This window comes from Chryseobacterium nepalense (assembly GCF_023195755.1).
In the GTDB taxonomy this organism is placed as follows: Bacteria; Bacteroidota; Bacteroidia; order Flavobacteriales; family Weeksellaceae; genus Chryseobacterium; species Chryseobacterium nepalense.
This window is the reverse complement of the sequence record NZ_CP096203.1, coordinates 1,605,810-1,629,421: the sequence shown is the minus strand read 5'-3', so window position 1 is coordinate 1,629,421 and position 23,612 is coordinate 1,605,810. Positions and strand designations below refer to the sequence as shown.

Here is a 23,612-nt window from a genome sequence, read left to right as displayed (position 1 = left end):
GAAATATCTTTTATCAATAAAAAATATTTATATGAAATTTTAAAACATGCGTTCCAAAGTCGTATATTTATTCAAAATACCGCCACTGCGTGGTATTGTTTTATTTTATAGTGTTAGGAATATGAATTATTTTTACAACAAACAATCCTAAATAATGAAAAGCTTTTTAGAGCAAAATGTTTCACAGGAGTCGCTCATTACGCTCTTTAGCCAGGCGCCTGTAGCCATGTGTCTGCTAACCGGTGATAATTTCAGTATCAACAGTGCCAATCCGCAGATGTTGGAAATTTGGGGCAAAGAAGCTTCTGTTATTGGCAGATCTTTATTTGAGATACTTCCTGAAATAATTGAGCAGGGTTTCAAGGAAATTTTAGAAAATGTTTACCGTACAGGAGAAATTTTTAAAGGAAACAAATGGCCTGTATTCTTAGAAAAATATGGTAAATATGAAGAATATTTCTTTACTTTTATTTTTGCTCCGGTTTATAATGACGATAAAAAAATCATCGGAATAAGCATTGTTGCCACGGAAGTTACCGATCAGATCTTTTCAGAAAGAAAACTTAAGGAAAGTGAATACCGCTTTGAACATCTCATTAAAAAATCTGATTATCCCATAGCGATCTACCGTACTGAAGAATTATATATAGAGTTTGCCAATGAACAAATGCTTAAAACCTGGGGTAAAAGTGCTTCTGTAATAGGAATGAAGCTGGAAGATGCACTTCCGGAACTTGAGGGGCAGCCATTTATCGGTCTCCTGAAAAACATTTTCAAAACCGGAGAAACATATGCATCTAAAGAAGCCAGTGCGGATCTTATGGTAAACGGAAAACTTCAGACATTTTATTATGACTTTTCTTATAAACCCCTGAAAAGTCCTACCGGTGAAGTATATGCCATCCTGAACATGGCCGTAGACATTACAGATCTGGTAATGGCAAAAAAAGAAATTCAGGAAAGGGAAAAGAAATTCCGGGATCTTGCAGATTCTATGCCTCAGTTTGTCTGGACCTGCGATACGAAAGGAGAAATTACCTACATGAATAAAAGCTGGTACCGATATACCGGCTCAACGGAAAACGAAAACCAGACCAGTCTTGTGAAAAGGATGATGCGGCCGGAAACCATAGCAAAAGTTGATCAGGTATGGGAAGACTGCATAAAAACAAATACCCCTTTCGTAATGGAATATGAGCTTGAAGATCCTGTGCAGAAAGGAAATTACAGATGGTTCCTCGGAAGAGCAGTTCCTAATTTTGCCGAAAACGGGGAAGTCAATCAATGGACGGGGACTTTTACGGATATTGACGAATTCAAGCAACTCGAAACCCAGAAAGATAATTTTCTGGGAATAGCAAGCCATGAGCTTAAGACACCGCTTACCAGCCTGAAATTATATACTCAGTTCATTAAGAACAATCTTGAAAAAGCAGGTGATCCTAAAAATGCAAATGTTGCCAGAAGAATGGATTATCAGATTGATTTGTTAACGGGACTTATCAACGAATTGCTTGATGTAACCAAAATACAGAAAGGGCAGATGCAGCTTAATGAATCTCTATTTGATTTTGATAAACTGGTGGATGAAGTGGTAGAAGAGCAGCAAATGACTTCAAGACATAAACTTTTTGTAAGCAGATCCGTCGCAATCGGGGATGTTTTTGCAGACCGGCACAGAATATCTCAGGTAATAGCCAACCTTATCAGCAACGCCATCAAATATTCACCGGATGCTGATGAAGTACATATTTCCACAAGCTTACACGGAGATCGGGCGCAATTTAATGTTAAAGATTTCGGGATCGGTATTCCTAAGGATAAACAGTCAAAAGTTTTTGAACAGTATTACCGGATCAGCGGATCAAAAGATTATACATTTTCAGGGCTCGGACTGGGACTTTTTATCTCAGCTGAAATTATAAGAAGGACAGGCGGAGAAATTTTTGTTTCCTCTTCAGAAGGAGAAGGGTCTGATTTTTGCTTCAGAATCCCCAAGTATAAAAATTAATTTAAGTTTATCATGTCTAATGCTGCAAAAATTATGGTAGTGGATGACAGTCCCGCGATTGTTGATTCTATTGAAATGATGCTCGATTTTGAGGGGTTTGAAGTTGCCAAGTTTTATAAAGGTTCGGAAATGTTCAGTGCACTGGATCCTCATATGAAACCTGATGTTATTTTAATGGATATGTGGCTTTCCGGTGAAGATGGCAGAGATTTTTGCAAGCTTATCAAAGCTCATGAACATTTTCAGGACATTCCCGTACTCATCATGTCGGCAAGCCGCGGATTGGAACAGTCTGCGCTGGATGCAGGTGCAGATGAATTTATTGCCAAACCTTTCGATCTGGGAAATATGGTGGAAAGAATCAGGCATTACATAAAATTACCTTAGATAAATTATCATATTTCTTACAACTTCTCTGAAAATTTATAGTTTTAAAGAATTAATTTAACACTATTTACAGTATCATCGAATTTGAATTCTCCATATAATACACTAATTTTGTGTTCCCAAATTTTTTGCAAGCATGGAGGATTATCTGAAAGGACTGAATGAATCACAATTTGAAGCTGTTACCACGTTACAGGGACCGTTAATGGTTCTTGCGGGAGCAGGTTCAGGGAAGACGCGTGTGCTTACCATGCGTATCGCACATCTCATTACAAACGGCGTAGATCCTTTTAATATTTTAGCATTAACCTTTACCAACAAGGCAGCAAAAGAAATGAAGGAACGTATTGCCAAAGTGGTGGGGCAGAGCAATGCAAGAAGTCTCTGGATGGGAACTTTTCACTCGGTTTTTGCAAGGATTCTGAGAAATGAAGCGCACTATCTGGGATATCCTTCCAATTTTACCATTTATGATCAGCAGGATGCCCTGAATGTCATCAAAAAAGTATTGAAAGATATGAATATTGATGCCGATTTGTATAAACCTAAAAAAGTTCAGGCAAGAATTTCTACCTATAAAAATAATCTGATTACCGTAAAGGCTTATTATGCCAATCCCGAACTTATTGAGGCCGACGAAAAGGCCAATATGAAGTTTATTGGGCAGATCTATCAGCGATATGTTGAGCAGTGCTTCAAAAACGGGTCTATGGATTTTGACGACCTTTTGCTTAAAACCAATGAGCTGCTTACCCGCTTTCCGGAAGTACTGGCTAAGTATCAGGACAGATTCAGGTATATTCTCGTGGATGAGTATCAAGATACCAACCATTCCCAGTACCTTATTGTAAAAGCGTTGGCTTCAAAATTTGAAAATATCTGCGTCGTGGGAGATGATGCACAGTCTATTTACTCATTCCGTGGTGCCAATATCTATAATATTTTAAACTTTAAAAAAGACTATCCGGAAGCAGTAACAGTTTCCCTGGAGCAGAATTACCGTTCTACCCAGAACATTGTAAATGCGGCCAATGTGGTTATTGCTAAAAACCTTCAGCAGTTCAAGAAGAATGTTTTCAGTGAAAATGAAGAAGGAGACAAAATCAAGATTTACCGCTCTCTTTCAGATGCCGATGAAGCGAATTTTGTGGCCGGAAATATCTGGGAAACCAGAAACCGTGAACAGAGGAAATACAGTGATTTTGCAATCTTATACCGCACCAACTCCCAGACACGGGCTTTTGAAGATGCATTAAGGCGTAAGAATATTCCGTATAAAGTATATGGAGGTCTGTCTTTCTATCAAAGGAAAGAGGTAAAAGACCTGATTGCCTACCTTCGGCTTTTGGTGAACGAAAATGATTCTGAAGCATTGATGCGGATTATTAATTATCCTGCAAGAGGAATCGGTGAAACTACTCAGAACAAGTTGGTTGTATTTGCTGATGCACAAAATGTTTCGGTATCGAAAGTATTAGATAATCTTACGATGTATTCACCGCATTTAGGCTTTAACAATGGCGTTTTGAATAAGCTCAGTGATTTCTGGTCGATGATTAAAGCATTTCAGGTATTGCTTAAAACAGAAACGGCTTACAGTGTGGCCATGGAAGTTGCCAAAAGAAGCGGACTGATTAAATTCCTAAAAGACGATCAGACACCGGAAGGAATTTCCCGTGTAGAAAACGTTCAGGAATTAATGAACTCTATGCAGGGGTTTATCGAAGAGCAGATGCAGCTGGAAGACGGTGATCCAAGCTTACCGAATTTCCTTGAAAATATTGCCCTTTCCGCAGATACCCAAGATAAAAATAATGAAGAAGATATGGTTTCTTTAATGACCATTCACCTTTCAAAAGGGCTGGAATTCCCGGTTGTACATCTGGTGGGTCTGGAAGAAAACCTGTTCCCGAGCTTTATGAGTTCATCTACCAGGGAAGATCTCGAAGAAGAAAGACGTTTGTTCTATGTTGCTCTCACGAGAGCTGAAAAGCAGGCTTTTTTCTCATATGCCATTTCACGATTTCAGTGGGGGAAAATTACTGATGCGGAACCGTCAAGATTCCTTAGTGAAATTGATGATATCTATCTGGAATTCGTAAATCCGGCTATTGAAAAACGTTTCATCAATAATTCAGGGGTAAGATCCAATATTTTCGACGAGCATCCGTCTGAAATGAGAAGTTTCAAAAAAGTTGAAAAGAAAACCATCGAAAGAAGCGGAGATTCTAAACCTATTGCAGAACCGAGAAAGCTTAAACCGGTGAGCACTGCAAAAATCATCAATCCGAGCGGCGCATCTTCTCAGGATATAGAAGTAGGCGATAAAGTAAGACACGACCGTTTCGGAATCGGTGAAGTGACTTTCCTGGATGGTACCGATCCTCAGAATATCAAAGCAAAGGTTATTTTCCAGCATGAAGGAGAAAAAAATCTTATTCTGAAATATGCTAAACTAACTAAGATTTAAAAAACAAAAACAGAGGTTTAAAATTTCTGTATTTAATTAGTCTATAAATTTTGTGGACTAATAAATATGCTTTACATTTGCTGCTTCAAATAGTAAAAGAGCAATGTATGAAAAATAAAAAAGCTATACTTTCGGCTTCCGTATTATTTTTCCTGGGAACATTTACCTATGCACAGGAAAAGGATACACTCAAAACAAATAATGTAGAAGAAGTTGTGATCCTGGGTTCCAGAAGTGGAGCGAGGTCCAAAACAGACAGTCCTGTTCCGGTGGATGTGTTTAATATTAAAGAGTCTTCGGTTATTTTACCGCAAACTAATATAGGACAAATTCTTAACGCCATTGCGCCATCATTTACATCAACCATACAGACTAATGCAGACGGTACCGATCATTTGGACCCTGCACAGCTGAGAGGCCTTGGGCCGGATCAGGTTTTGGTTTTGGTAAACGGAAAAAGAAGGCATACTTCGGCACTTGTAAATGTAAACGGATCACCGGGAAGAGGAACGGTAGGAACAGACCTGAATGCCATTCCGTCTTTTGCCATCAACAGGATTGAAGTTTTAAGAGATGGTGCTTCTGCGCAGTATGGTTCCGATGCGATTGCCGGAGTTATTAATTTAGGCTTAAAAAAAGATACCGGAAAACTCACGGGACAGTTAAGCTATGGCGGAAATCTTACGCCTGCAGCAAATGATCATACCGGAGATTTTGACGGTCAGAATATTCAGGTTGACCTTAATTACGGGAATAAAATCGGGAAAAAAGGAGGTTTCTACAATATTACCTGGACTTCACAGTTCAGGAATCCTACTTTCAGAGCGGGAACGGAAAGCGGAAATATTTTCAATGCCTACAATGCGATTGAACAGCGTGCTTTAAATAACGGTGTCAATCTTTCTTCACTTTTCAGCAACATCAACAATACGGCAAACTCACAGCAGATTATTAATACGATTCACCAGTATGCGCAGGATGTAAACTATTTTTCCCAGGCTTATCAGAATCAGATCCAGTCGGCAACTACAATTTCTGCATTACAAGGACTTTTGGGCGCCAATGTAACCGATCAGGAGCTGGCTTACCGTGGATTGAACAGAAAAGATTTTAATATGCAGGTGGGACAGTCGAAATTGAATAATCATCAGCTTTTCGCCAATATTGAAGTGCCGTTGAATGACAACTGGAAAGTTTATACTTTTGGCGGTTACAGCTTCAGGCACGGTACTTCCGGAGGTTTTTACAGAAGACCCAACCAAAGCAGAACCTTTACGGGATTATACCCGAATGGATATTTGCCGCAGATCGGAACCGATATTCAGGATCTTTCTCTTTCTGCAGGAATTAAAGGAAACTGGAAAGGCTGGAATATTGATTTCAGCAATACATTTGGGCAGAATTCTTTTAGCTATGATATAAAAAACACAGGGAACACCTCTTTACGATTTAATTCTCCAAATGAATTTGATGCAGGAGGGCTGAGGTTTTCCCAAAACACCATTAATCTGGATTTTTCAAAAAAATATGATGTTTGGAGCGGGATCAACATCGCATTCGGTGCAGAACATCGTTATGAAAACTTTAAAATAACACCAGGAGAAGAAGCCTCCTATTCAGCGTATGATATCAATGGTAATTTACAGACGGCCGCTACTCCGAATAATTTGAAGCCTACTGACTTCTTTGGGAATCTCCTTCCGGGCGGATCGCAGGTTTTCGGAGGTTTCAGGGCTGCAAATGCGGTCAATAAAAACCGACAGGCCGTGGCAGGATATGCCGATTTTGAATTCAACTTTACCGACTGGCTTTTGGCTGATGCCGCAGTGCGCTATGAAAATTATTCAGATTTCGGATCTACATTTAATTATAAATTGGCTTCAAGAATTAAGCTTGATGATAATCTCAACTTCAGGTTTGCAGGTTCTACAGGTTTCAGGGCGCCTTCTATTCATCAGATTTATTATAATGTAACTTCCACATTATTTACCAACGGACAGCTTCTGGAAGTGGGAACTTTCAGCAATGACTCCAGAATTGCCAATTTATTGGGAATTCCAAGCCTGAAACAGGAAACCTCAAAATCAGCGAGTGTGGGATTTACTTATAAAATTCCTTCTGCGAACCTGAGTTTTACAGCAGACGGATATTTTACCAGAATTGATGACCGAATTGTTCTTACAGGACAGTTCACAAGAGCTGCTGTTTCTCCGCAGGCTCAGGCTGCTTTTGATGCTGCAGGTGTAAATGCAGCCCAGCTTTTTGCCAATGCAATAGATACCGAAACGAAAGGATTGGATGTGGTAATCAGCCATAATATTAGATTCTCAGGTTTAAAACTTGATAATAATTTTGCAGTCAACCTCAACAAAACCAAAAAAGTGGGAGATATCCATTCCTCAGGTTCTTTACAGTCCCCGAGCTTAGAAAATATCTATTTTTCCGAAGCTTCAAGAATTTACCTGGAAGAAGCCGTACCGAGAGTAAAAGCAAGTTTATCCAATCAGCTTAGTTTTGGAAAGGCCATTTTCTATCTTAGAAATACCTATTTCGGTAAAGTGACCAGCCCGGATATTATCGACGCCAATGGAGACGGGATTGTTTCTCCTAATGAACACCAGGAAATTACCGACAAAATCATTACCGATGTGTCTTTAGCATACCAGTTTACTAAGAATATCGGTCTTACAGCAGGGGTGAACAATCTGTTTGATATTTATCCCACTAAAAATCTCCCTGCGTCCAGTAATAATGACCAGTTTATCTATTCCCGGTCAACCTCACAGTTCGGGCAAAACGGAAGGTTTGTGTTTACAAGACTTAATTTTAATTTTTAAGCCTGCTTTTATACTGAATTTACAATGAATCCGGATATTCCGGGTTCATTTTTTATATAACTGGACTTCAATTTGTATCTTTAAACCATCAAATAAAGTTGACAATGAAAAGGATTCTGATATTTTTAATTTTTACACTGTTTTCAGTACCGTTTTTTTCACAGGAATACCGTACCGAAAACAATATTCATTATTATGATGAAAAAACGAATGCATCTGATGTTTACATCGACGAAAGATGCGTTCTGGATCTATATGTTCCTAAAAATACTAAAAACTTTTCCACGGTAATCTGGTTTCATGGCGGAGGAATCACAGGTGGAGAAAAAGAAATTCCCGAAGCTTTAAAAAATAAAGGTATTGCCGTGATTGGTGTTAATTACAGGCTTTCGCCAAAAGTAAATGCTCCCAAATATATTGAAGATGCAGCAGCGGCTACCGCCTGGGTTTTTAATAATATTAAAAGATACGGAGGTGATGAAAGCAAAATTTTTATTTCCGGACATTCAGCAGGAGGCTATCTTGCGATTATGGTAGGATTAAATAAAATGTACCTCAATACCTATGGAATTGATGCCAATAAGCTTGCCGCAATCGTTCCTTTCAGCGGACAAATGATATCCCATTTTACCATAAGAAAAGAGAAAGGGATTGATGAACTGGATGCCAGAATTGATGAATATGCACCGCTTCATTTCATTAGGGCAGATGCACCGCCGTTGCTTCTCATAACCGGTGACCGTGAAAAAGAACTGTTGGGAAGGTATGAAGAAAATGCGTACATGGCCCGTATGATGAAACTGAAAGGCCATAAGGAAACCACATTGTACGAACTTCAGGGATTCGATCACGGAGGAATGGCCTTGCCTGCTTTTCCTTTATTGCTTAATGAAATCAAAAAAGTTGAAAAACTGAAAAAATAAACATTTAATAAATAGTTGAACAGTAGCTTTGCAAATTATTTGCAAAGTTTTTTTGTCCTTTCAAATGGGATTAAAATTTATTTCGGTATGGGAATTTTCTACAACAATGCACTTTGTGATATTTATATTGGAAAAAATGCGGGTGCAAAGATGCTGCAGGACATCAGGAATGCTCAGAAAAATGTGAAAATTGTTTCTCCTTATCTTTCACCTTTTTTAATTAAAGAGCTTATTTACCTTCATTCTAAAGGAATTAAGATCCGGTTGATTACCAGTGATGAAATCGAGGACTTTTACGGGTATGACAAAAATATTCACAAGCTTATTATCCAGCATAGACATGTTGATGAAAAAGCACAGCAAAAAAGGAATGATCTTATAAGCCTTTCAGGAACGCTGCTTTTTGCGATGATCGGATTAGGCCTTATTTTGCTTGCATTAATGTATTTTTTAAATAATGTAACCTTTGCCTACGGTTTTATTATGATTGTTCTGATGTTTTTGGTAAGAGATTCGGTCGTTAAGAAAATAAAAAAAACCAAGATTTATCATTATACTTATAAACAGCTGTTTCCGTTTAAAGTATATGTTTCCCCCACTCATGGAAACGCTACTAATAAAACCTTTATTCATAGTAAAATTTACATTATTGATGATGAGATTGCTTATTTAGGTTCTCTTAATTTTACGGGAAGCGGCGTGAAAGACAACCACGAAACCAGAATCAGAACTACTGATCCGAACGCTGTTGCAAAAATAATAGAAGAAATGAAAGAAATCTTTTATCATTCTAATCTGCCTGAAAGAGATATCCAGTTTTGGGGAAGCCAGCTGTATGATGAACCGGATAATTAAGGCGAGCTGTGAATTTGCTGCACAGGTAATTGTGAATTAATATAAGATGAAATTATTATCGAACTTTTAAATTCACTGCAAAGCAGATTGACCATTCACCTTTAATCAACCACTGCATTAATTTTCTGCCACAGAATGTCATCAAAATCAGATAAAGCAAGATTTACATTATCCGCGGCATCGCCCATTCTTATGATGACTATTTTTTTACCGGGAACCACATAGATTTTCTGGTCATTTTTTCCTAACGCACAAAACATATCATCCGGCGCGCTGGGAATCAGTTTTCCATTAAACTGAAATTGGGTCTGCGGAAGATGGTAACTCGATTTGCCGTTGAGCCACCAAAGATATCCGTAAGCTAAATTGATATTCTGGGAAGTATTGGTTGCGTTTTGAAAATAGGCGGAGTTAATGATCTGGTTTCCGTCCCAGTTTCCGTTATTTAATGCCAATAATCCGAATCGTGCCATGCTTCTTGTATTGCTCCAGTACACACTATTTTCACCGCTTTGGATCCAGTTTCCCGTCATCCCGATTTTATCCCTCAGTTTGGTGTTGAAATATTGGGTCCAGGTTTGTCCTGTGGCAGCTGCCACCACATCCTGAAGTTTAACATATACATTATGATACGCCCAACGAGTTCCGGCGTCTGTTTTGTATTGCAAATTTGCAGGGCTTACATCATCACCCAGGCTGTCATCCAGTCCGGAAGTCATGGAGAGGAGATTTTTGCAGGTAATTAAATTCTCTTTGGCTAAAGGAGCGCTCGTCCAGCCGGTTCCGATATAAGCTGAAACTTTGTTGTTAATATTTAAAAAACCTTCCTGCTCTGCAATTCCGGTAAGGGTGGATGTTAAGGTTTTTCCGGCACTCGCCCAATACCAGGGGGTAGTAGCAGTATGTCCGGAAAAATAATTTTCCATTACAATTCTGCCGTTCTGCAGAATGATAAAGCTTTTAGAATTTTTGGTCTGAAGATAATTCAGCAGATCCTGAACTTTATCCTGATGCCAACCTAATGAAGAAAGGGATTTTGTTTCCCATACATCACTTCCGGACGGTGGGAAATACATGGCTTCTGTGGATGCAGGATTTTCAGTTTGTGTATTTTCGGTTTCCGAATTATTCGGGCTACAGGCGATTAAGGAGAAGCATGTGTAAATAAAGAGTACAGGTTTTAATTTCATCTCAAATGGTTTTACATTCAGACTTTTGATGAATGAATACCACATTAGTTAAAATTAAATCTTAAATTTACTTTTGATGCATCATGATAAAACTTACCATTTCGTCGGTAAGTTGATCCAGATAAGCTTTATCTGTTGTTCCAAAGCCATGAATTCCGTCTTCTACAACAATTAACTGGTTCTCAATATTATTTTTTTTGAGCTTTTTCACCAGTTTCTTAGAATGTTTTAAAGGAGCCACTTTGTCTTTGTTTCCGTGAAGGATAAATGTGGGGATACCATGCTCAGTATCATTTATTGGAGAAACGGTCTCTAGATAATCGATCGCCTTTCTTTTTTCCTTATTGATATTGTAACCGGAAATTCCATAAACGAGTTTTTCCCGGATTTCTACAATCGGTTTAAAAAAGAGCCCGACAATGGATACCGGAACTTTTCCTAATCTGGTGTGCAGAAGCTTATTCAAATCAGTCGGACCGAAATTATCGACCACATAATTTACTTTCGCGGAATATCCTGAAAGTTCAGGGCTTCCGGTATATTGGGTGTCATCAGTATATGCCGCAAGCAGCGACAGGTGCGCACCGGATGAAACTCCAAAATATCCTATATTTTCCGGATCAAAATCATACTTTTCTGCATTTTTTCTTACCCAGCGCACAGCATCTTTGGTATCTTCAATAGGTAAAGGAAAATGTATCTTATCGCTTACCAGTGTATATTCGATGCTGATGACAGCGAAGTTTTTTTCAACCAATTTTGCTATGAAATTTTCAATATAATTGTTAGCCCTTACGATCTTGTCGCCTTTTGCCCAGGCTCCACCATGTACATAAATTACTACTGGCAATTTTCCGGATCTTGGAGTTTTAGGTCTGTATATATCTAATGAAACCGGTGTTCCCACACTGTTTGTCTTGTATATAATATTTTGAGAGAAAAGTGTTTTTTCCGGGAGCAATGTACTGGTAGGAATTTTTGTTTCCGGCAGATCCTGGGCATAACTGATTTGATAGAAACTTAAGAAGAAAACAAAAAGCAGGTTTATCATAAACCTGCTGAATAATGTATGGTTCGTGGAAAAGTTCATAGAATATATTATTGCTTAGTTATTCATTTTCAAACCCCTCAAAAACTTTACCAAAACTTTAACCAGAGCCTAAAGAACGAGTTCTTCAAAGAGCTTTTCAAACGTCTTCTCAAGATCTTTTGATTTTCCCGGATGAGGTCTCGAAGTCTGTACAACAGAACTTCGTACTGCTGTCAGCCAGCGAAAACGTTCCGGGATATCCAGCTTTGCAATAGGTCCACCTTCCTGATCTCCGTCTGCTATTTTCTGGAAACTTTTAAGATTTTGAATAATATCATCATAATCAAGCTTGCTTCGCATTAACCTGAATTTATCCGGACACAGATAATAACCCACCCTGATATATTTTTCTTTTTTAGAGAACATGATCAGCCCGATGTTGAAAAACTCTTCTCTTTCAACTTTTGGAACCAAACGTATTACAGCGTATTCGTAAATTTTATCCTCTTGCATTTTTGGCTTCGTTTAAAAAGATTTCAGAATGTTCCAGTCTTGTTTTCAGGAAATTAAAATAAATTTCACGGATTTCTTCCGGGCTTTCATCAGCATCTTCCCAATGCAGCCAGTTTTCCGGGATAAGGTTTACAATTTCCCTGAAAATATTTTCGTTCAGATGCTCTTTTGCAAACCGGTCTGCTTCATCCAGCTGTGTAGCCTGAGGCAGAAGAACGTGATCCTTAACGTATTTAAATGGTGTTTTTGCAGCAGTATCAAAATTCTGCCAGGAATGATGGAAGTAAAAGGATGCACCATTATCAATCACCCATAATTCTTTATGCCACATCAAAAGATTGGTATTTTTGAAAGTACGGTCGATATTGGTGATGAAAGCATCCAGCCATACAATTTTTGATGCCAGCAGCGGATCGATTTTTACACTCGGATCGTAAGCAATAGATTCGGAAAGGTAATGAAGGCCAAGATTAAGACCTTCTGAGAATTTTAATAAATCCTGAATTTCTTCATCTGCTTCAGTCCTTCCGAAATCGACGTCGAGGTTTACAAAAACCAGTTCGGGAATTTTTAATCCTAAAGCTTCTGTGATTTTTCCGCCTAAAAGTTCAGAAATCAGCATTTTAACACCGTGACCCGCGCCACGGAATTTTAAAACATATTTAAAATCATCATCCGCTTCTGCAAGGGCAGGGAGAGAACCTCCTTCCCGAAGGGGCAGAATATAACGCATGACCGTAACTGTTCTTAAATCCAACATACCGCAAAAATAAGATTTTTACTTTGTGTTTATTTCTATTTATACTATTTTTAGGTAAAATAATCTCACTGTTAAATTTATCTATATATGTCTTTTTAAAAAAGTCGGGAAATTTTTCGAGTTTGAGATATTTAAAGTTTAAAAAAGTAAAAAATGGAGGTCACAAAAAAGCAGAATATTATTATTTCAAACCCTGAAACCAAAGATTTTCTTGCGGATGCATTTTATCCCGAAGAAGAAAAACAATTACCACTTGTTATTTTTGTACACGGCTATAAAGGCTATAAAGACTGGGGTGCGTGGGATTTAATGGCGGATAAATTTTCTGAAGCAGGATTTTTCTTTGTTAAATTTAATTTTTCGCATAACGGAACTACTATTGAAGATCCCCATAATTTTGCTGATCTTGAGTCATTTGGGAACAATAATTATTCAAAAGAACTTTCTGATCTTGGCGTGGTCATAGATTATTTTAGTAAACATGAGAAAGTTGATGATCATAAAATTATTCTAATAGGCCATAGCAGGGGAGGAGGAATTTCTATCATTAAAACTTATGAAGATGAGAGAATTAATGGATTGATCACGCTTGCCAGTGTCGATACACTGGATCGCTTTCCCAAAAATGAAGCCTTTGAGCAATGGAAAAATGAAGGCGTTTATTATGTTGTCAACGGAAGAACCAAACAGGAGATGCCACACTACTATCAATTTTATGAAGATTATGAAAAAGATATTCATCGTTTTGATGTTGAAAGAGCAACTGAAATGGCTAAGGCACATTTTCTGATTATTCATGGAACTAATGATGAAAGCGTAAGCGTGAAAAATGCTGAGCATCTTCATCTTCTGCATCCGAATTCCGAACTTTATTTAATAGAAAATGCTGACCATACGTTTGGCGCAAAAGAACCGTGGGAAGAAATCTCGCTGCCTGTATATTTAAATAATGCAGTTGAAAGATGTATTGACTTCATTAATGAAAAAATAGTCAATGAATAACAATAACATAAAAAGCCAGAAGTAAAGAGAAAGGTTACTATTCTTTTAAGGCTGTGAAATTTCTGGCTTTTGCTATATTTATTTTATTAAAATTTTCCAGGCTTCATCAATTTTGCTTTCCAAAAGAAGCAGCTGTGCACTCTTATGGATGGTTTCGTCGGAATGAAAATTCCCTTCTGGTAAAACTTCTATATTAGCCAACATTCCCAAATCGTTTCCTGTAAATACTTTACTGAATTTAATTTCATCAGGAAGAAGATCAAAGCCAATTCCTTTTGTTACAAGAGGTTTTGGAACTTCAAAAAGATTACTTTCGTTATTTCTTGAGTACCAGTTGCTTCCTAAGCGTGCAACCATATCGAGTTTTGCCTGATCTAGATTTCCTTCTTCATTAAGGTATTCTTCCCTGATATGAATTTTCTGCACTTCACAAATCACTAGATTTCCTGCACCGCCTTTGTCTCCTAATGGTTTTACTTCTAAAACCTTACATTCAAAATTGACAGGGCACTCTTCAACCAGTTTTGGGGTAACCAGATCAGCATCTTTCATGGTCAGCCCGGATTTAATGAATTCATTTACACCGTCCCCATATTCGGTAGAGGCTAATGAAATTTGCTGTACAATCGGAAAATTTACAGTTCCTATAACGACTTCAGGAACCTTAAGGATATTTTCCAGGGTATGTTTTGTTGTATTGTCGCGCACTCTTCTCGATGGTGAAAAGATCAAAATCGGAGGAACCGTACTGAACATATTAAAGAAACTGAACGGCGATAGATTGCTGTTACCATTTTCATCTACCGTGGAAGCCAGGGCAATCGGCCTCGGTGAGATAGCAGTCTGCATTACGGTCTGCAGCTGTACTGGAGTTATTTCGGATGGGATGAGTGTTTTCATTTTTTTATTAACCACAAAAGTCACAAAAGTTTTATGAAAATAATTTTAAATCTTTTCAAGATCACAAAAGCATATCGTAATATTTATTTACAAAAGTTTCATGTCCCTCATGATATAAATTTTTTACATTAAAATTTACCAATATGCCTTTGGGTTTTTTCATTAAGTTAATATAATTTAAAACTTGTGCACGGTGAATTTCTTTCAGTTCTGAAACTGCTTTTAATTCAAGTACAATTAAATCTTCAATTAAAAAATCACAAAAGAAGTCACATTCAAGATTTTTACCTTTATAAATAATAGGAATTTTAAACTCTGACTTAAATTCAAGCTGTCTTAATTTAAGTTCTTCTTCTAGACATTTATGATATACACTTTCCAATAATCCGGCTCCTAAAATTTTGTGAACTTCTATGCAAGCGCCATTAATCTTGTAAGTTTAAATCAGTTAAATCAGCTTGTGTGATCATTAAAGCTTTTGTGACTTTTGTGGTTAAACTATTTTGCTGGAATAATTTTACCCGAAACTTCACCGAAACCAACACGAATCCCGTCTTTTTCAGCCCATGCTTTCATGGTAACGGTATCATTGTCATTGATAAATTTTCTTTCTTCTCCATTGCTTAAAGTGATAGGATTTTGGCCTCTCCAAGTCAATTCAAGCATAGAACCGAAAGATTTAGGATCGCTTCCTGAGATAGTTCCGCTGGCATACATGTCACCAACTTCAACGTTGCATCCGTTTATGGTATGATGTGCCAGCTGCTGGGTCATATTCCAGTACATGTGTTTGTAATTGCTCTCGCAGATCAGATTTTGTTCGCCGTTTTCAGGCTGAATGTATACTTCAAGATTGATGTCGTAGTTTTTATCGCCTTCAAATTGTAAATATTCTAATACTTCAGGATCCTGTTCTGGAGAAGCAGTTCTGAACGGTTCCAGTGCTTCCAGAGTAACTACCCACGGAGAAACCGAAGACCCGAAATTTTTAGCCAAAAATGGTCCTAATGGAACATATTCCCAAGATTGAATATCTCTAGCCGACCAGTCGTTGAAAATTACCATTCCGAAAATAGCGTCCTCTGCTTCCCGGGTTGAAATACTTTCTCCCATTTCTGTATTTTTGTTGATGATGAATGCCATTTCAAGCTCAAAATCAAGCTGTTTAGAAGGTCCGAAAACAGGTTTTTCAACATCGGCAGGTTTCGTCTGCCCTTTGGGACGGTTGATCTCAGTTCCGGATACAACAATTGATGAAGCTCTTCCATGATATCCTACAGGAAGATGTTTCCAGTTGGGCAATAAAGCATTCGCAGGATCTCTGAACATTTTACCAACGTTCGTTGCATGCTCAATGCTGCTGTAAAAATCCGTGTAATTCGGGATGTGTACAGGCATCATCATTTTTACTTTATCCAAGTCGTAGAACGCTTCTTCAATCGTTTTTTCATCTTTAGATAAAATGGAATCTTCCAGCAGCAACTCCTGGATCTTCTGACGAATCGCATTGGTTATTGGTTTTCCCAGTTCAATAAATTCGTTTAAAGTATATGCTTCAAATATATTGTCAATCAGACCTTCAATTTCTTCAAAATATCCGTAATCATAAAGCGTTGCCAAGTCAACAACCTGATCTCCGATTCTTGTGCAGCATCCGATGTATTCTTTGTTGAAAACCGCTACTCCGAACGGAATATTATGTATGGAAAAATCTGAATCTGATGAATATTCTACAAATGATTTCATAATTTAGAGTTTAGGTGGATTTATATCAAAATCCGTTACGATTTTTAATTAAAATAATTTTGAATTGATTCTGAGTTTTGCTTACTCAAAAGTTTCAAAGTATTTATTTTTTTGATTTAGATTTGTTAACAGAAAGGGACGCTTCATCAATCCATCTGGCTTTTGTATTGACATCGATAAGATAGAGAATATTGTCCTGTTTTGTTAAAAGTAATGTTTTGGTAAGCGGGATAGGTACTTTCTTATTCTCGAGCATGTCGGCCCTAAGAGAAATAATGTTTTTCTTTCTAATAATATCTCCCGAGAAAACATTGGAAGTACTCTTTCCGGTTGCTTTGTCGTCAAATACTTCTACGTAAGTGGCTTTATTTCCCTTGATAATAATGAAATCCCTTTCCATATGGTCTGCCTCATCTTTGATGAAAACAAATTTTTTATCGTCAATATTTACGGATTCCAGATTCTGGTTAACGCCTGATCTTTCTTCAAGCCGGGTAAGAATCTGATCCATTGTTCCGTACTGTGCTTTTGCAGTACATATTGTTCCGGCAAATAAAATTGCTAATAATGTTTTCCTCATAATGATGTGCTTATAAAAAAGTTTTGTCAAGACTTTCGATCCTGACAAAACTTTATATTGTTATTAAAATTAAAGATTTCCTCTTCTTTCCTGTTCTCTTTCCAGCGCTTCGAACAATGCTTTGAAGTTTCCTGCTCCGAAGCTTTGTGCACCGTGTCTTTCAATGATTTCAAAGAAAAGAGTAGGGCGGTCTTCCACAGGTTTTGTAAAGATCTGTAATAAATACCCTTCTTCATCATGATCAATAAGGATGCCTAACTCCTGAAGTTTCTTAAGATCCTCATCAATATGTCCCACTCTTTCCGGAACCATATCATAATAAGCTTCTGGCGGAGCGGAAAGGAATTCCACACCACGTCTCTTCAGTTCTGTTACTGTATGGATAATATCTTTTGTTGCTACCGCAATATGCTGTACGCCTTCTCCCTCATAGAAATCAAGATATTCTTCTACCTGAGATTTTTTTTTCCCTTCTGCCGGTTCGTTGATCGGGAATTTTGCGTATCCGTTCCCGTTTGACATTACTTTAGACATCAGTGCAGAATATTCTGTGTTGATCTGCTTGTCGTCGAAAGAAAGAATATTTACAAATCCCATTACTTTTTCGTACCATTCAACGGTTGGGATCATTCTGTTCCAGTCTACATTTCCTACACAGTGATCTACATATAATAGGCCTGCTTCTTCAGGTTTGTAGTCACTTTCCCATTTTTCGTAACCTGGCATAAAAGGACCTGTATAGTTTTTTCTTTCGATGAACATGTGTACGGTTTCTCCATATGTATAGATTCCGGACATTCTTACTTCGCCGTTTTCATCGGTAATTGTCATCGGTTCCAGATACGGTTTACCTCCTCTTTTGGTTGTTTCTTCGAATGCTTTATAAGCGTCATCCACCCAAAGTGCCAAAATTTTAACTCCGTCACCATGCTTTTTTACGTGTTCGTTTATCGGGGAATCAGATTTTAATCCAGTGGTAAGCACCAATCTGATTTTTCCCTGCTGAAGAACGTATGAAGCACGATCTCTCACGCCGGTTTCAGGACCGGCATATGCTACAGACTGGAAACCGAAAGCGGTTTTATAATAATGCGCAGCCTGTTTTGCATTTCCTACATAGAACTCAATGTAATCTGTACCGTTAATCGGTAAAAAATTCTCTGCTTGAGCAATTTTTTCGGCAAATGTAAGTGTTGACATATTTCTATTTTTACTTTTATATATTGTTTGCAAATTACAAAATTTTGCGAAACTTTTAAAATTGAAAACAAACAGTTGTTAGTTAAATTTTAATAAAAACAAAATGCGAGAATTTTATTTTTAAACCGCAAAAGAAATAAAAAATTATTACGCTTAAAAAGATTGTCAAAAGTTTACAAAATCAGTAGTAAGTGTTAATGTTTAAATCTTTCGTAAGCCGCTCTTTCCAGCATTTCCCGGTCATCAGGATGCGCGATGCTGATGAGCTCCTGCGCTCTTTGCTTTAAATTTTTACCATACAAATACGCAGTTCCGTACTCTGTAACCACCCAGTGAATATGTCCTCTTGTCGTTACAACTCCCGCACCCGGCTTTAAATAAGGTACAATCCTGGAAACGCCTTTTTTTGTTCTTGAGGTGATAGCAATGATCGGTTTTCCGTCTTCACTTAATGCGGCCCCTCTCATAAAATCCATCTGTCCGCCGATCCCGCTGTATTGCATGGTTCCGATGGAATCTGCACAGACCTGCCCGGTAAGATCGATCTCAATAGCTGAGTTAATGGCTACCATTTTTTTATTTCTCATGATATTGATCGGGAAATTTACCGTACTTACATCATCAAATGAAAAAACCGTATTGTCATCTACATAATCATAAAGCTTCCTGGTCCCGAAACAAAAACTGGTAATGGTTTTATTGTCGTTATAACCTTTATATTTATTGTTGATGACATCATTTTGAATCAAATCAACCACCCCGTCGCTCAGCATTTCGGTATGTACACCAAGGTCTTTGTGATTTCCCAGACATTTTAAAACTGCATCAGGAATCGTCCCGATACCCATTTGCAAAGTAGAACGGTCTTCGATAAGTTCGGCTACATTTTTTCCGACCTCCATTTCTTCAGGGCCTACTTTTGATCCGTAATCAACGGTTGGAAGCTCTTCTTCATGCCATACGAGTTTGTTTATTCTGCTGATATGAATCATTCCGTCACCGTGGGTTCTCGGCATTAGAGGATTAACAATTGCTACAATAATTTTTGCTGTGTCTACAGCTGCTCTGGCAACATCTACGGAAGTTCCCAAAGTACAGAATCCATGCTTATCGGGTGGTGAAACGGTAATTAAAGCAACATCCAGCGGAAGAATGTTTTTTCTGAAAAGAATCGGAATTTCACTTAAAAAAACAGGAACAAAATCTCCTCTGTCTGAATTGACAGCGTCTCTTACCGGTGAAGAAACAAACAGGGAATTAACAAAAAATTTATCTTTATACTGAGGTTTGGCAATTTCAACATTTCCTTGCTGGGTTATGGAAACCATTTCAACATTTTCCAACCGGTGGGATTGTCTTGCCAGTTCATCAATAAGATGGTTGGGTGTACATGCACTTCCGTGGAAAAATACGCGGTTTCCGCTTTTAATGGTATAAATGGCTTCCTCTGCACTGATATAATTGTACATATTGATTTTTTTATAAATTTTTCTCTGACTTAAAGATAGGTTTAATTGTTTTTATTAAGACCAAATATGTAAAGATTTTTGTCATGTTTAGGCCGGATTAAATCAATAAAAAAGACCGATGAAGGTGCATCGGTCTTATATAGGTTTAAATTATGTGCTTCTTATTTTTTTAAATTACTCCTGAGAACGGTCTTCCATCGTTTTGTCATGTTCTTCCAGCCATGAGGTTTTATAAGACGGATCTTCCACTTTTAAAGCTTCTTCCGTGATTTTAAGTGGTTTGAAAGGATCGACCATCACCGCGTATTCTTCGGTGAATTTTTTCCCGATGCTTCTTTCCATCGCTCCGGGATGTGGCCCGTGAACAATTCCTCCCGGATGGAGCGTGAAATCCATCAGGTCAATATGATTCCTGCTCATGAAATCGCCTTCTGTATAGAATAAAACTTCATCAGAATCGATATTGGAATGGTTATAAGGAGCAGGAATGGCAAGCGGATGGTAATCGTACATTCTTGCACAGAATGAACACACCACAAAGTTATGGCCTTCAAAATTCTGGTGAACCGGAGGTGGCTGGTGAATTCTTCCCGTAATCGGTTCAAAATTTTTGATGTTGAATTTATAAGGATAAAAATAACCGTCCCAGCCTACAACATCGAAAGGATGCGTGGCATAAATAAAATCGGTAATCTGGTTTTCCTTTTTTACTTTAATTAAAAATTCTCCTTTTTCATCTTTCGGTTCCACGAAAGTTGGTGCAACGATATCTCTTTCACAAAACGGAGAATGCTCCAGCAGCTGGCCAAACTCATTTCTGTATCTTTTCGGAGTGTAAATCGGAGAGTGGCTTTCCAGGACGAAGAAAACAGTATCTTCAGAATTAAGTTCTACCTGGTAAATCGTTCCTCTCGGGATAATTAAATAATCACCTACAGAAAATTCAAGGTTGCCGACAAATGTTTTGAGGATGCCGCTTCCATTATGCACAAATAGAAGTTCGTCACATTCTGCATTTTTATAAAAATAATCCGTGGATTTCCTCGGTTTGGAAAGCCCCATTTTAAGGTCATTATTGACCATAAGAAATTTTCTGCTGTCTAAAAAATCATCTTCAGGCATTACATTCATCCCCTTAAACATTCTTGGTGTTACATTTTTGGCAACAGCAATTTTGGGCGTTACATCTTTGGCTTCACCAATGGATTTGATCTGAGTAGGCCGATGAATGTGATACAATAAAGAAGAAATTCCATGAAAACCTTCCGTTCCGAAAAGCTGTTCATAGTAAAATTTATCTTCCGGAGATTTGAAAATCGTATGTCTTTTTTGGGGAATATTTCCCGACTGATGATATCTCATTTTACTTTTATATGTCGTTTTTCAAATGTAATACTTTTTCATGAATTGAATTTAAACAATATTCGGAGAAGAGTTTTGTAATTGAAAAATAATTGTTAGTTTTGTCTAACAATTTTAATTTCATGAGACGAATACTGTATTTTTTGTTTTTTTTACCGATCTGGTGCTTTTCCCAAAATACTGACAGTCTGGAAATGAAATCTTCAGGTGAGCAGGATGTGATAAAAGTTTTACCTGAAACCGTAAAAACACAGAATATTGATGATGTCATTATTACAGGAACAATAAAGCCGGTAAGCAGATCAAAAAGTCCGGTAGCCGTAGAGATTTACAGCCAGAAGTTTTTCCAGAAAAACCCTACACCGAACATTTTTGAAGCTATTTCTATGGTGAACGGTGTTAAACCCCAGCTTAACTGTTCAGTCTGTAATACGGGAGATATTCATATTAACGGTCTTGAAGGTCCTTATACCATGATTTTAATTGATGGAATGCCGATCGTAAGTTCACTTTCCACCGTGTACGGACTGAGCGGAATACCAAACAGCCTGGTGGATAGGCTTGAAGTGGTAAAAGGTCCGGCTTCTTCTATTTATGGTTCTGAAGCAATGGGAGGTGTCATTAATATCATTACCAAAAATGCGCTGACTGCACCGAAATTGAGCGTTGATCTTATGACAACCACATGGAGCGAAAATAATGTAGATCTTTCCACAAAATTTAATTTCGGTAAGAATATCGCTTCTTTATTAAGTCTGAATTATTTTAATTTCGAGAAAAGATTTGACGAAAATAAAGACAACTTTACGGATGGGGCATTGCAGAACCGAGTTTCAATTTTTAATAAATGGAATTTTGTACGTAAGGAAAACCGTCAGGCCAGCTTTGCATTGCGGTATTTATATGAAGACCGCTTCGGGGGAGAAATGCAGTGGAACCGCAGCTACCGGGGAAGTGATGTAATTTACGGTGAAAGTATTTACACCAGCCGGGTAGAAGCATTTGGGATCTATCAGTGGCCTGTAAAAGAAAATATTATCACTCAATTTTCATATAATTTTCATGATCAGAATTCATTTTACGGGAATAATCCCTTTACAGCAAAACAGAAGGTACTATTTGTGCAGACTTTCTGGGATAAAAAATTCGGAAATCATGATCTTACTGCAGGATTTACCTTCAAAAGAACATTTTATGACGACAATACACCGGGAACTTTATCTTCTGACGGTTTTACGAATGTGCCCATGAAATCACCTATACTCGGAATTTTTGTGCAGGATCAATGGGAGGTTAATGATAAAAATACGATATTGATAGGATATCGGTTTGATTATGATAAAGTTCATCATGCGGTACACTCGCCCCGTTTTGCGTGGAAATTCTCTCCCAATCCTTATCATGCGCTGCGGTTTAATTTCGGGACTGGATTTCGTGTCGTGAATCTTTTTACTGAAGATCATGCCGCACTTACCGCTTCGCGAGAAGTGTTTATTCAGTCTGATTTAAAACCGGAAAAATCGGTTAACGGAAACCTGAATTACATCTGGAAAATTCCCGCAGGAAAAAGTCTGATCAATCTCGATGCTTCCGCTTTTTATACCTATTTCAGCAATAAGATTGTAGGAGATTTTGATACTGATCCTGAAAAGATTATTTATGATAATCTGAATGGCTACGGAATTTCAAGAGGTGCATCACTGAATGTAGATTACAGTTTCAATTTTCCTTTGAGTGTTGGTTTAGGAATTACATACCTTGATGTTTACCAGAAATTTGATGATGAGAAAGAGAAATCGCAGCAACTTCACGCTCCGAAATGGAGTGGCACCTATAATATAACGTATAAATTTGCAGGTAATTTTGTTATAGACTTTACAGGACAGTTTTACGGACCGATGAGGTTGCCTGTTTTACCGAATGACTATCGCCCGGAATATTCACCGTTTTATACGCTGGCAAATATTCAGGTTTCGAGGGCTTTTAAATCCGGATTTGAAGTGTATTGCGGAGTCAAGAATCTGTTTAATTTTACCCCGAAAGATCCTTTGATGAGACCGTTTGACCCTTTCGACAGGTATGTGGATGATCCCGTAACCAATCCTAATCGTTATACTTTTGATACCACATACGGATATGCTCCGATGCAGAAAATAAGAGGCTTTTTGGGAATTAAATATATTTTGAAATAACAATTATAATTGAATATTAAAAGTTTTGACGCAAAGATTATATTAAAACTGATCATTTTTTAGAAGGCAAAGGCAAATAAATTTGCTACGCGAAGCTTGGACCGGTCACTTAATTAAATTAATTCTTTGTTTCATTTAATGAGAAAGGAAATTGGATGTTTCAAGTTTAAAATAAGATTAACCGC

The 23,612-nt window shown here is 37.7% G+C and carries 19 protein-coding genes; 8 read left to right on the top strand and 11 right to left on the bottom strand.

All coding sequences use genetic code 11. The annotated features are described in order from the left end of the window. The first annotated feature begins 154 nt into the window (after positions 1-154). The 6 genes from M0D58_RS07000 (at position 155) to M0D58_RS06975 (ending at position 9,483) form a co-directional block, all read left to right on the top strand. Positions 155-2,011 carry a PAS domain S-box protein gene (locus M0D58_RS07000; protein WP_248394545.1) on the top strand — a complete coding sequence of 619 codons (1,857 nt, stop codon included), beginning with the start codon at positions 155-157 and terminating at the stop codon, positions 2,009-2,011. 12 nt (positions 2,012-2,023) lie between these two features. Continuing rightward, a complete protein-coding gene (locus M0D58_RS06995; protein WP_248394544.1) occupies positions 2,024-2,398 on the top strand; it encodes a response regulator transcription factor in 375 nt (124 codons plus the stop codon). Between the two features lie 136 nt (positions 2,399-2,534). Then, the gene (locus tag M0D58_RS06990) at positions 2,535-4,868 is read left to right on the top strand and encodes an ATP-dependent helicase (RefSeq protein ID WP_248394543.1); all 2,334 of its coding nucleotides are present in this window, start codon (positions 2,535-2,537) and stop codon (positions 4,866-4,868) included. 107 nt (positions 4,869-4,975) lie between these two features. Next, entirely contained in the window at positions 4,976-7,705 is a 2,730-nt protein-coding gene (locus M0D58_RS06985; RefSeq protein ID WP_248394542.1) for a TonB-dependent receptor plug domain-containing protein, read from the top strand. A gap of 104 nt (positions 7,706-7,809) precedes the next feature. After that, positions 7,810-8,628, top strand: a complete 819-nt coding sequence (locus M0D58_RS06980) for an alpha/beta hydrolase (protein ID WP_248394541.1) — start codon at positions 7,810-7,812, stop codon at positions 8,626-8,628. A gap of 87 nt (positions 8,629-8,715) precedes the next feature. After that, positions 8,716-9,483, top strand: coding sequence for a phospholipase D-like domain-containing protein (locus tag M0D58_RS06975; protein ID WP_248394540.1), 768 nt, complete (start codon positions 8,716-8,718; stop codon positions 9,481-9,483). Positions 9,484-9,584: 101 nt separating this feature from the next. On the opposite strand, the gene M0D58_RS06970 is transcribed toward M0D58_RS06975, so the two are convergent. The 4 genes from M0D58_RS06970 to M0D58_RS06955 all read right to left on the bottom strand — a co-directional run bounded on the left by M0D58_RS06970 (position 9,585) and on the right by M0D58_RS06955 (position 12,976). Continuing rightward, entirely contained in the window at positions 9,585-10,673 is a 1,089-nt protein-coding gene (locus tag M0D58_RS06970; RefSeq protein ID WP_248394539.1) for a serine hydrolase domain-containing protein, read from the bottom strand. Positions 10,674-10,740: 67 nt separating this feature from the next. Further along, entirely contained in the window at positions 10,741-11,763 is a 1,023-nt protein-coding gene (locus M0D58_RS06965) for an alpha/beta hydrolase (protein ID WP_248394538.1), read from the bottom strand. 69 nt (positions 11,764-11,832) lie between these two features. Then, on the bottom strand, positions 11,833-12,216 hold the full coding sequence (locus M0D58_RS06960; protein WP_248394537.1) for a DUF3037 domain-containing protein: 384 nt from the start codon (positions 12,214-12,216) through the stop codon (positions 11,833-11,835). Beyond that, positions 12,203-12,976, bottom strand: coding sequence for a HipA family kinase (locus M0D58_RS06955; RefSeq protein WP_248394536.1), 774 nt, complete (start codon positions 12,974-12,976; stop codon positions 12,203-12,205). Before M0D58_RS06955 ends, M0D58_RS06960 begins: the two co-directional genes overlap by 14 nt. A 153-nt stretch (positions 12,977-13,129) precedes the next feature. Here M0D58_RS06955 and M0D58_RS06950 point away from each other — a divergent pair, with 153 nt between their 5' ends. Beyond that, on the top strand, positions 13,130-13,978 hold the full coding sequence (locus M0D58_RS06950) for an alpha/beta hydrolase family protein (protein WP_248394535.1): 849 nt from the start codon (positions 13,130-13,132) through the stop codon (positions 13,976-13,978). A gap of 78 nt (positions 13,979-14,056) precedes the next feature. Here M0D58_RS06950 and M0D58_RS06945 read toward each other — a convergent pair whose 3' ends face one another. The 7 genes from M0D58_RS06945 to M0D58_RS06915 form a co-directional block, all read right to left on the bottom strand. Then, positions 14,057-14,878 carry a flavin reductase family protein gene (locus M0D58_RS06945; RefSeq protein ID WP_248394534.1) on the bottom strand — a complete coding sequence of 274 codons (822 nt, stop codon included), beginning with the start codon at positions 14,876-14,878 and terminating at the stop codon, positions 14,057-14,059. Between the two features lie 61 nt (positions 14,879-14,939). Continuing rightward, on the bottom strand, positions 14,940-15,260 hold the full coding sequence (locus M0D58_RS06940) for a GxxExxY protein (protein ID WP_248394533.1): 321 nt from the start codon (positions 15,258-15,260) through the stop codon (positions 14,940-14,942). Positions 15,261-15,376: 116 nt separating this feature from the next. Continuing rightward, positions 15,377-16,624 carry a fumarylacetoacetase gene (gene fahA, locus M0D58_RS06935; RefSeq protein ID WP_248394532.1) on the bottom strand — a complete coding sequence of 416 codons (1,248 nt, stop codon included), beginning with the start codon at positions 16,622-16,624 and terminating at the stop codon, positions 15,377-15,379. A 103-nt stretch (positions 16,625-16,727) separates the two neighbouring features. Further along, complete coding sequence (locus tag M0D58_RS06930; RefSeq protein WP_248394531.1) at positions 16,728-17,204, bottom strand: hypothetical protein; 477 nt, start codon at positions 17,202-17,204, stop codon at positions 16,728-16,730. Between the two features lie 69 nt (positions 17,205-17,273). Further along, a complete protein-coding gene (gene hppD, locus M0D58_RS06925; protein ID WP_248394530.1) occupies positions 17,274-18,404 on the bottom strand; it encodes a 4-hydroxyphenylpyruvate dioxygenase in 1,131 nt (376 codons plus the stop codon). Positions 18,405-18,598: 194 nt separating this feature from the next. Continuing rightward, entirely contained in the window at positions 18,599-19,873 is a 1,275-nt protein-coding gene (locus tag M0D58_RS06920) for an acetyl-CoA hydrolase/transferase family protein (protein ID WP_248394528.1), read from the bottom strand. A 174-nt stretch (positions 19,874-20,047) separates the two neighbouring features. Then, complete coding sequence (locus M0D58_RS06915; protein WP_248394527.1) at positions 20,048-21,235, bottom strand: homogentisate 1,2-dioxygenase; 1,188 nt, start codon at positions 21,233-21,235, stop codon at positions 20,048-20,050. 122 nt (positions 21,236-21,357) lie between these two features. Between M0D58_RS06915 and M0D58_RS06910 the strand changes: the two genes are divergently transcribed. Continuing rightward, positions 21,358-23,427 carry a TonB-dependent receptor plug domain-containing protein gene (locus M0D58_RS06910; protein WP_248394526.1) on the top strand — a complete coding sequence of 690 codons (2,070 nt, stop codon included), beginning with the start codon at positions 21,358-21,360 and terminating at the stop codon, positions 23,425-23,427. Positions 23,428-23,612: the final 185 nt, after the last annotated feature.

Coding starts and splice junctions, on each gene's coding strand:
- M0D58_RS06955 (WP_248394536.1), bottom strand. CDS start 12,976: ATGTTGGATTTAAGAACAGTTACGGTCATGCGTTATATTCTGCCCCTT.
- M0D58_RS06920 (WP_248394528.1), bottom strand. CDS start 19,873: ATGTACAATTATATCAGTGCAGAGGAAGCCATTTATACCATTAAAAGC.
- M0D58_RS06995 (WP_248394544.1), top strand. CDS start 2,024: ATGTCTAATGCTGCAAAAATTATGGTAGTGGATGACAGTCCCGCGATT.
- fahA (WP_248394532.1), bottom strand. CDS start 16,624: ATGAAATCATTTGTAGAATATTCATCAGATTCAGATTTTTCCATACAT.
- M0D58_RS06945 (WP_248394534.1), bottom strand. CDS start 14,878: ATGAAAACACTCATCCCATCCGAAATAACTCCAGTACAGCTGCAGACC.
- M0D58_RS06960 (WP_248394537.1), bottom strand. CDS start 12,216: ATGCAAGAGGATAAAATTTACGAATACGCTGTAATACGTTTGGTTCCA.
- M0D58_RS06910 (WP_248394526.1), top strand. CDS start 21,358: ATGAGACGAATACTGTATTTTTTGTTTTTTTTACCGATCTGGTGCTTT.
- M0D58_RS06930 (WP_248394531.1), bottom strand. CDS start 17,204: ATGAGGAAAACATTATTAGCAATTTTATTTGCCGGAACAATATGTACT.
- M0D58_RS06985 (WP_248394542.1), top strand. CDS start 4,976: ATGAAAAATAAAAAAGCTATACTTTCGGCTTCCGTATTATTTTTCCTG.
- M0D58_RS06970 (WP_248394539.1), bottom strand. CDS start 10,673: ATGAAATTAAAACCTGTACTCTTTATTTACACATGCTTCTCCTTAATC.
- hppD (WP_248394530.1), bottom strand. CDS start 18,404: ATGTCAACACTTACATTTGCCGAAAAAATTGCTCAAGCAGAGAATTTT.
- M0D58_RS06915 (WP_248394527.1), bottom strand. CDS start 21,235: ATGAGATATCATCAGTCGGGAAATATTCCCCAAAAAAGACATACGATT.
- M0D58_RS06980 (WP_248394541.1), top strand. CDS start 7,810: ATGAAAAGGATTCTGATATTTTTAATTTTTACACTGTTTTCAGTACCG.
- M0D58_RS06975 (WP_248394540.1), top strand. CDS start 8,716: ATGGGAATTTTCTACAACAATGCACTTTGTGATATTTATATTGGAAAA.
- M0D58_RS06965 (WP_248394538.1), bottom strand. CDS start 11,763: ATGAACTTTTCCACGAACCATACATTATTCAGCAGGTTTATGATAAAC.
- M0D58_RS06950 (WP_248394535.1), top strand. CDS start 13,130: ATGGAGGTCACAAAAAAGCAGAATATTATTATTTCAAACCCTGAAACC.
- M0D58_RS07000 (WP_248394545.1), top strand. CDS start 155: ATGAAAAGCTTTTTAGAGCAAAATGTTTCACAGGAGTCGCTCATTACG.
- M0D58_RS06990 (WP_248394543.1), top strand. CDS start 2,535: ATGGAGGATTATCTGAAAGGACTGAATGAATCACAATTTGAAGCTGTT.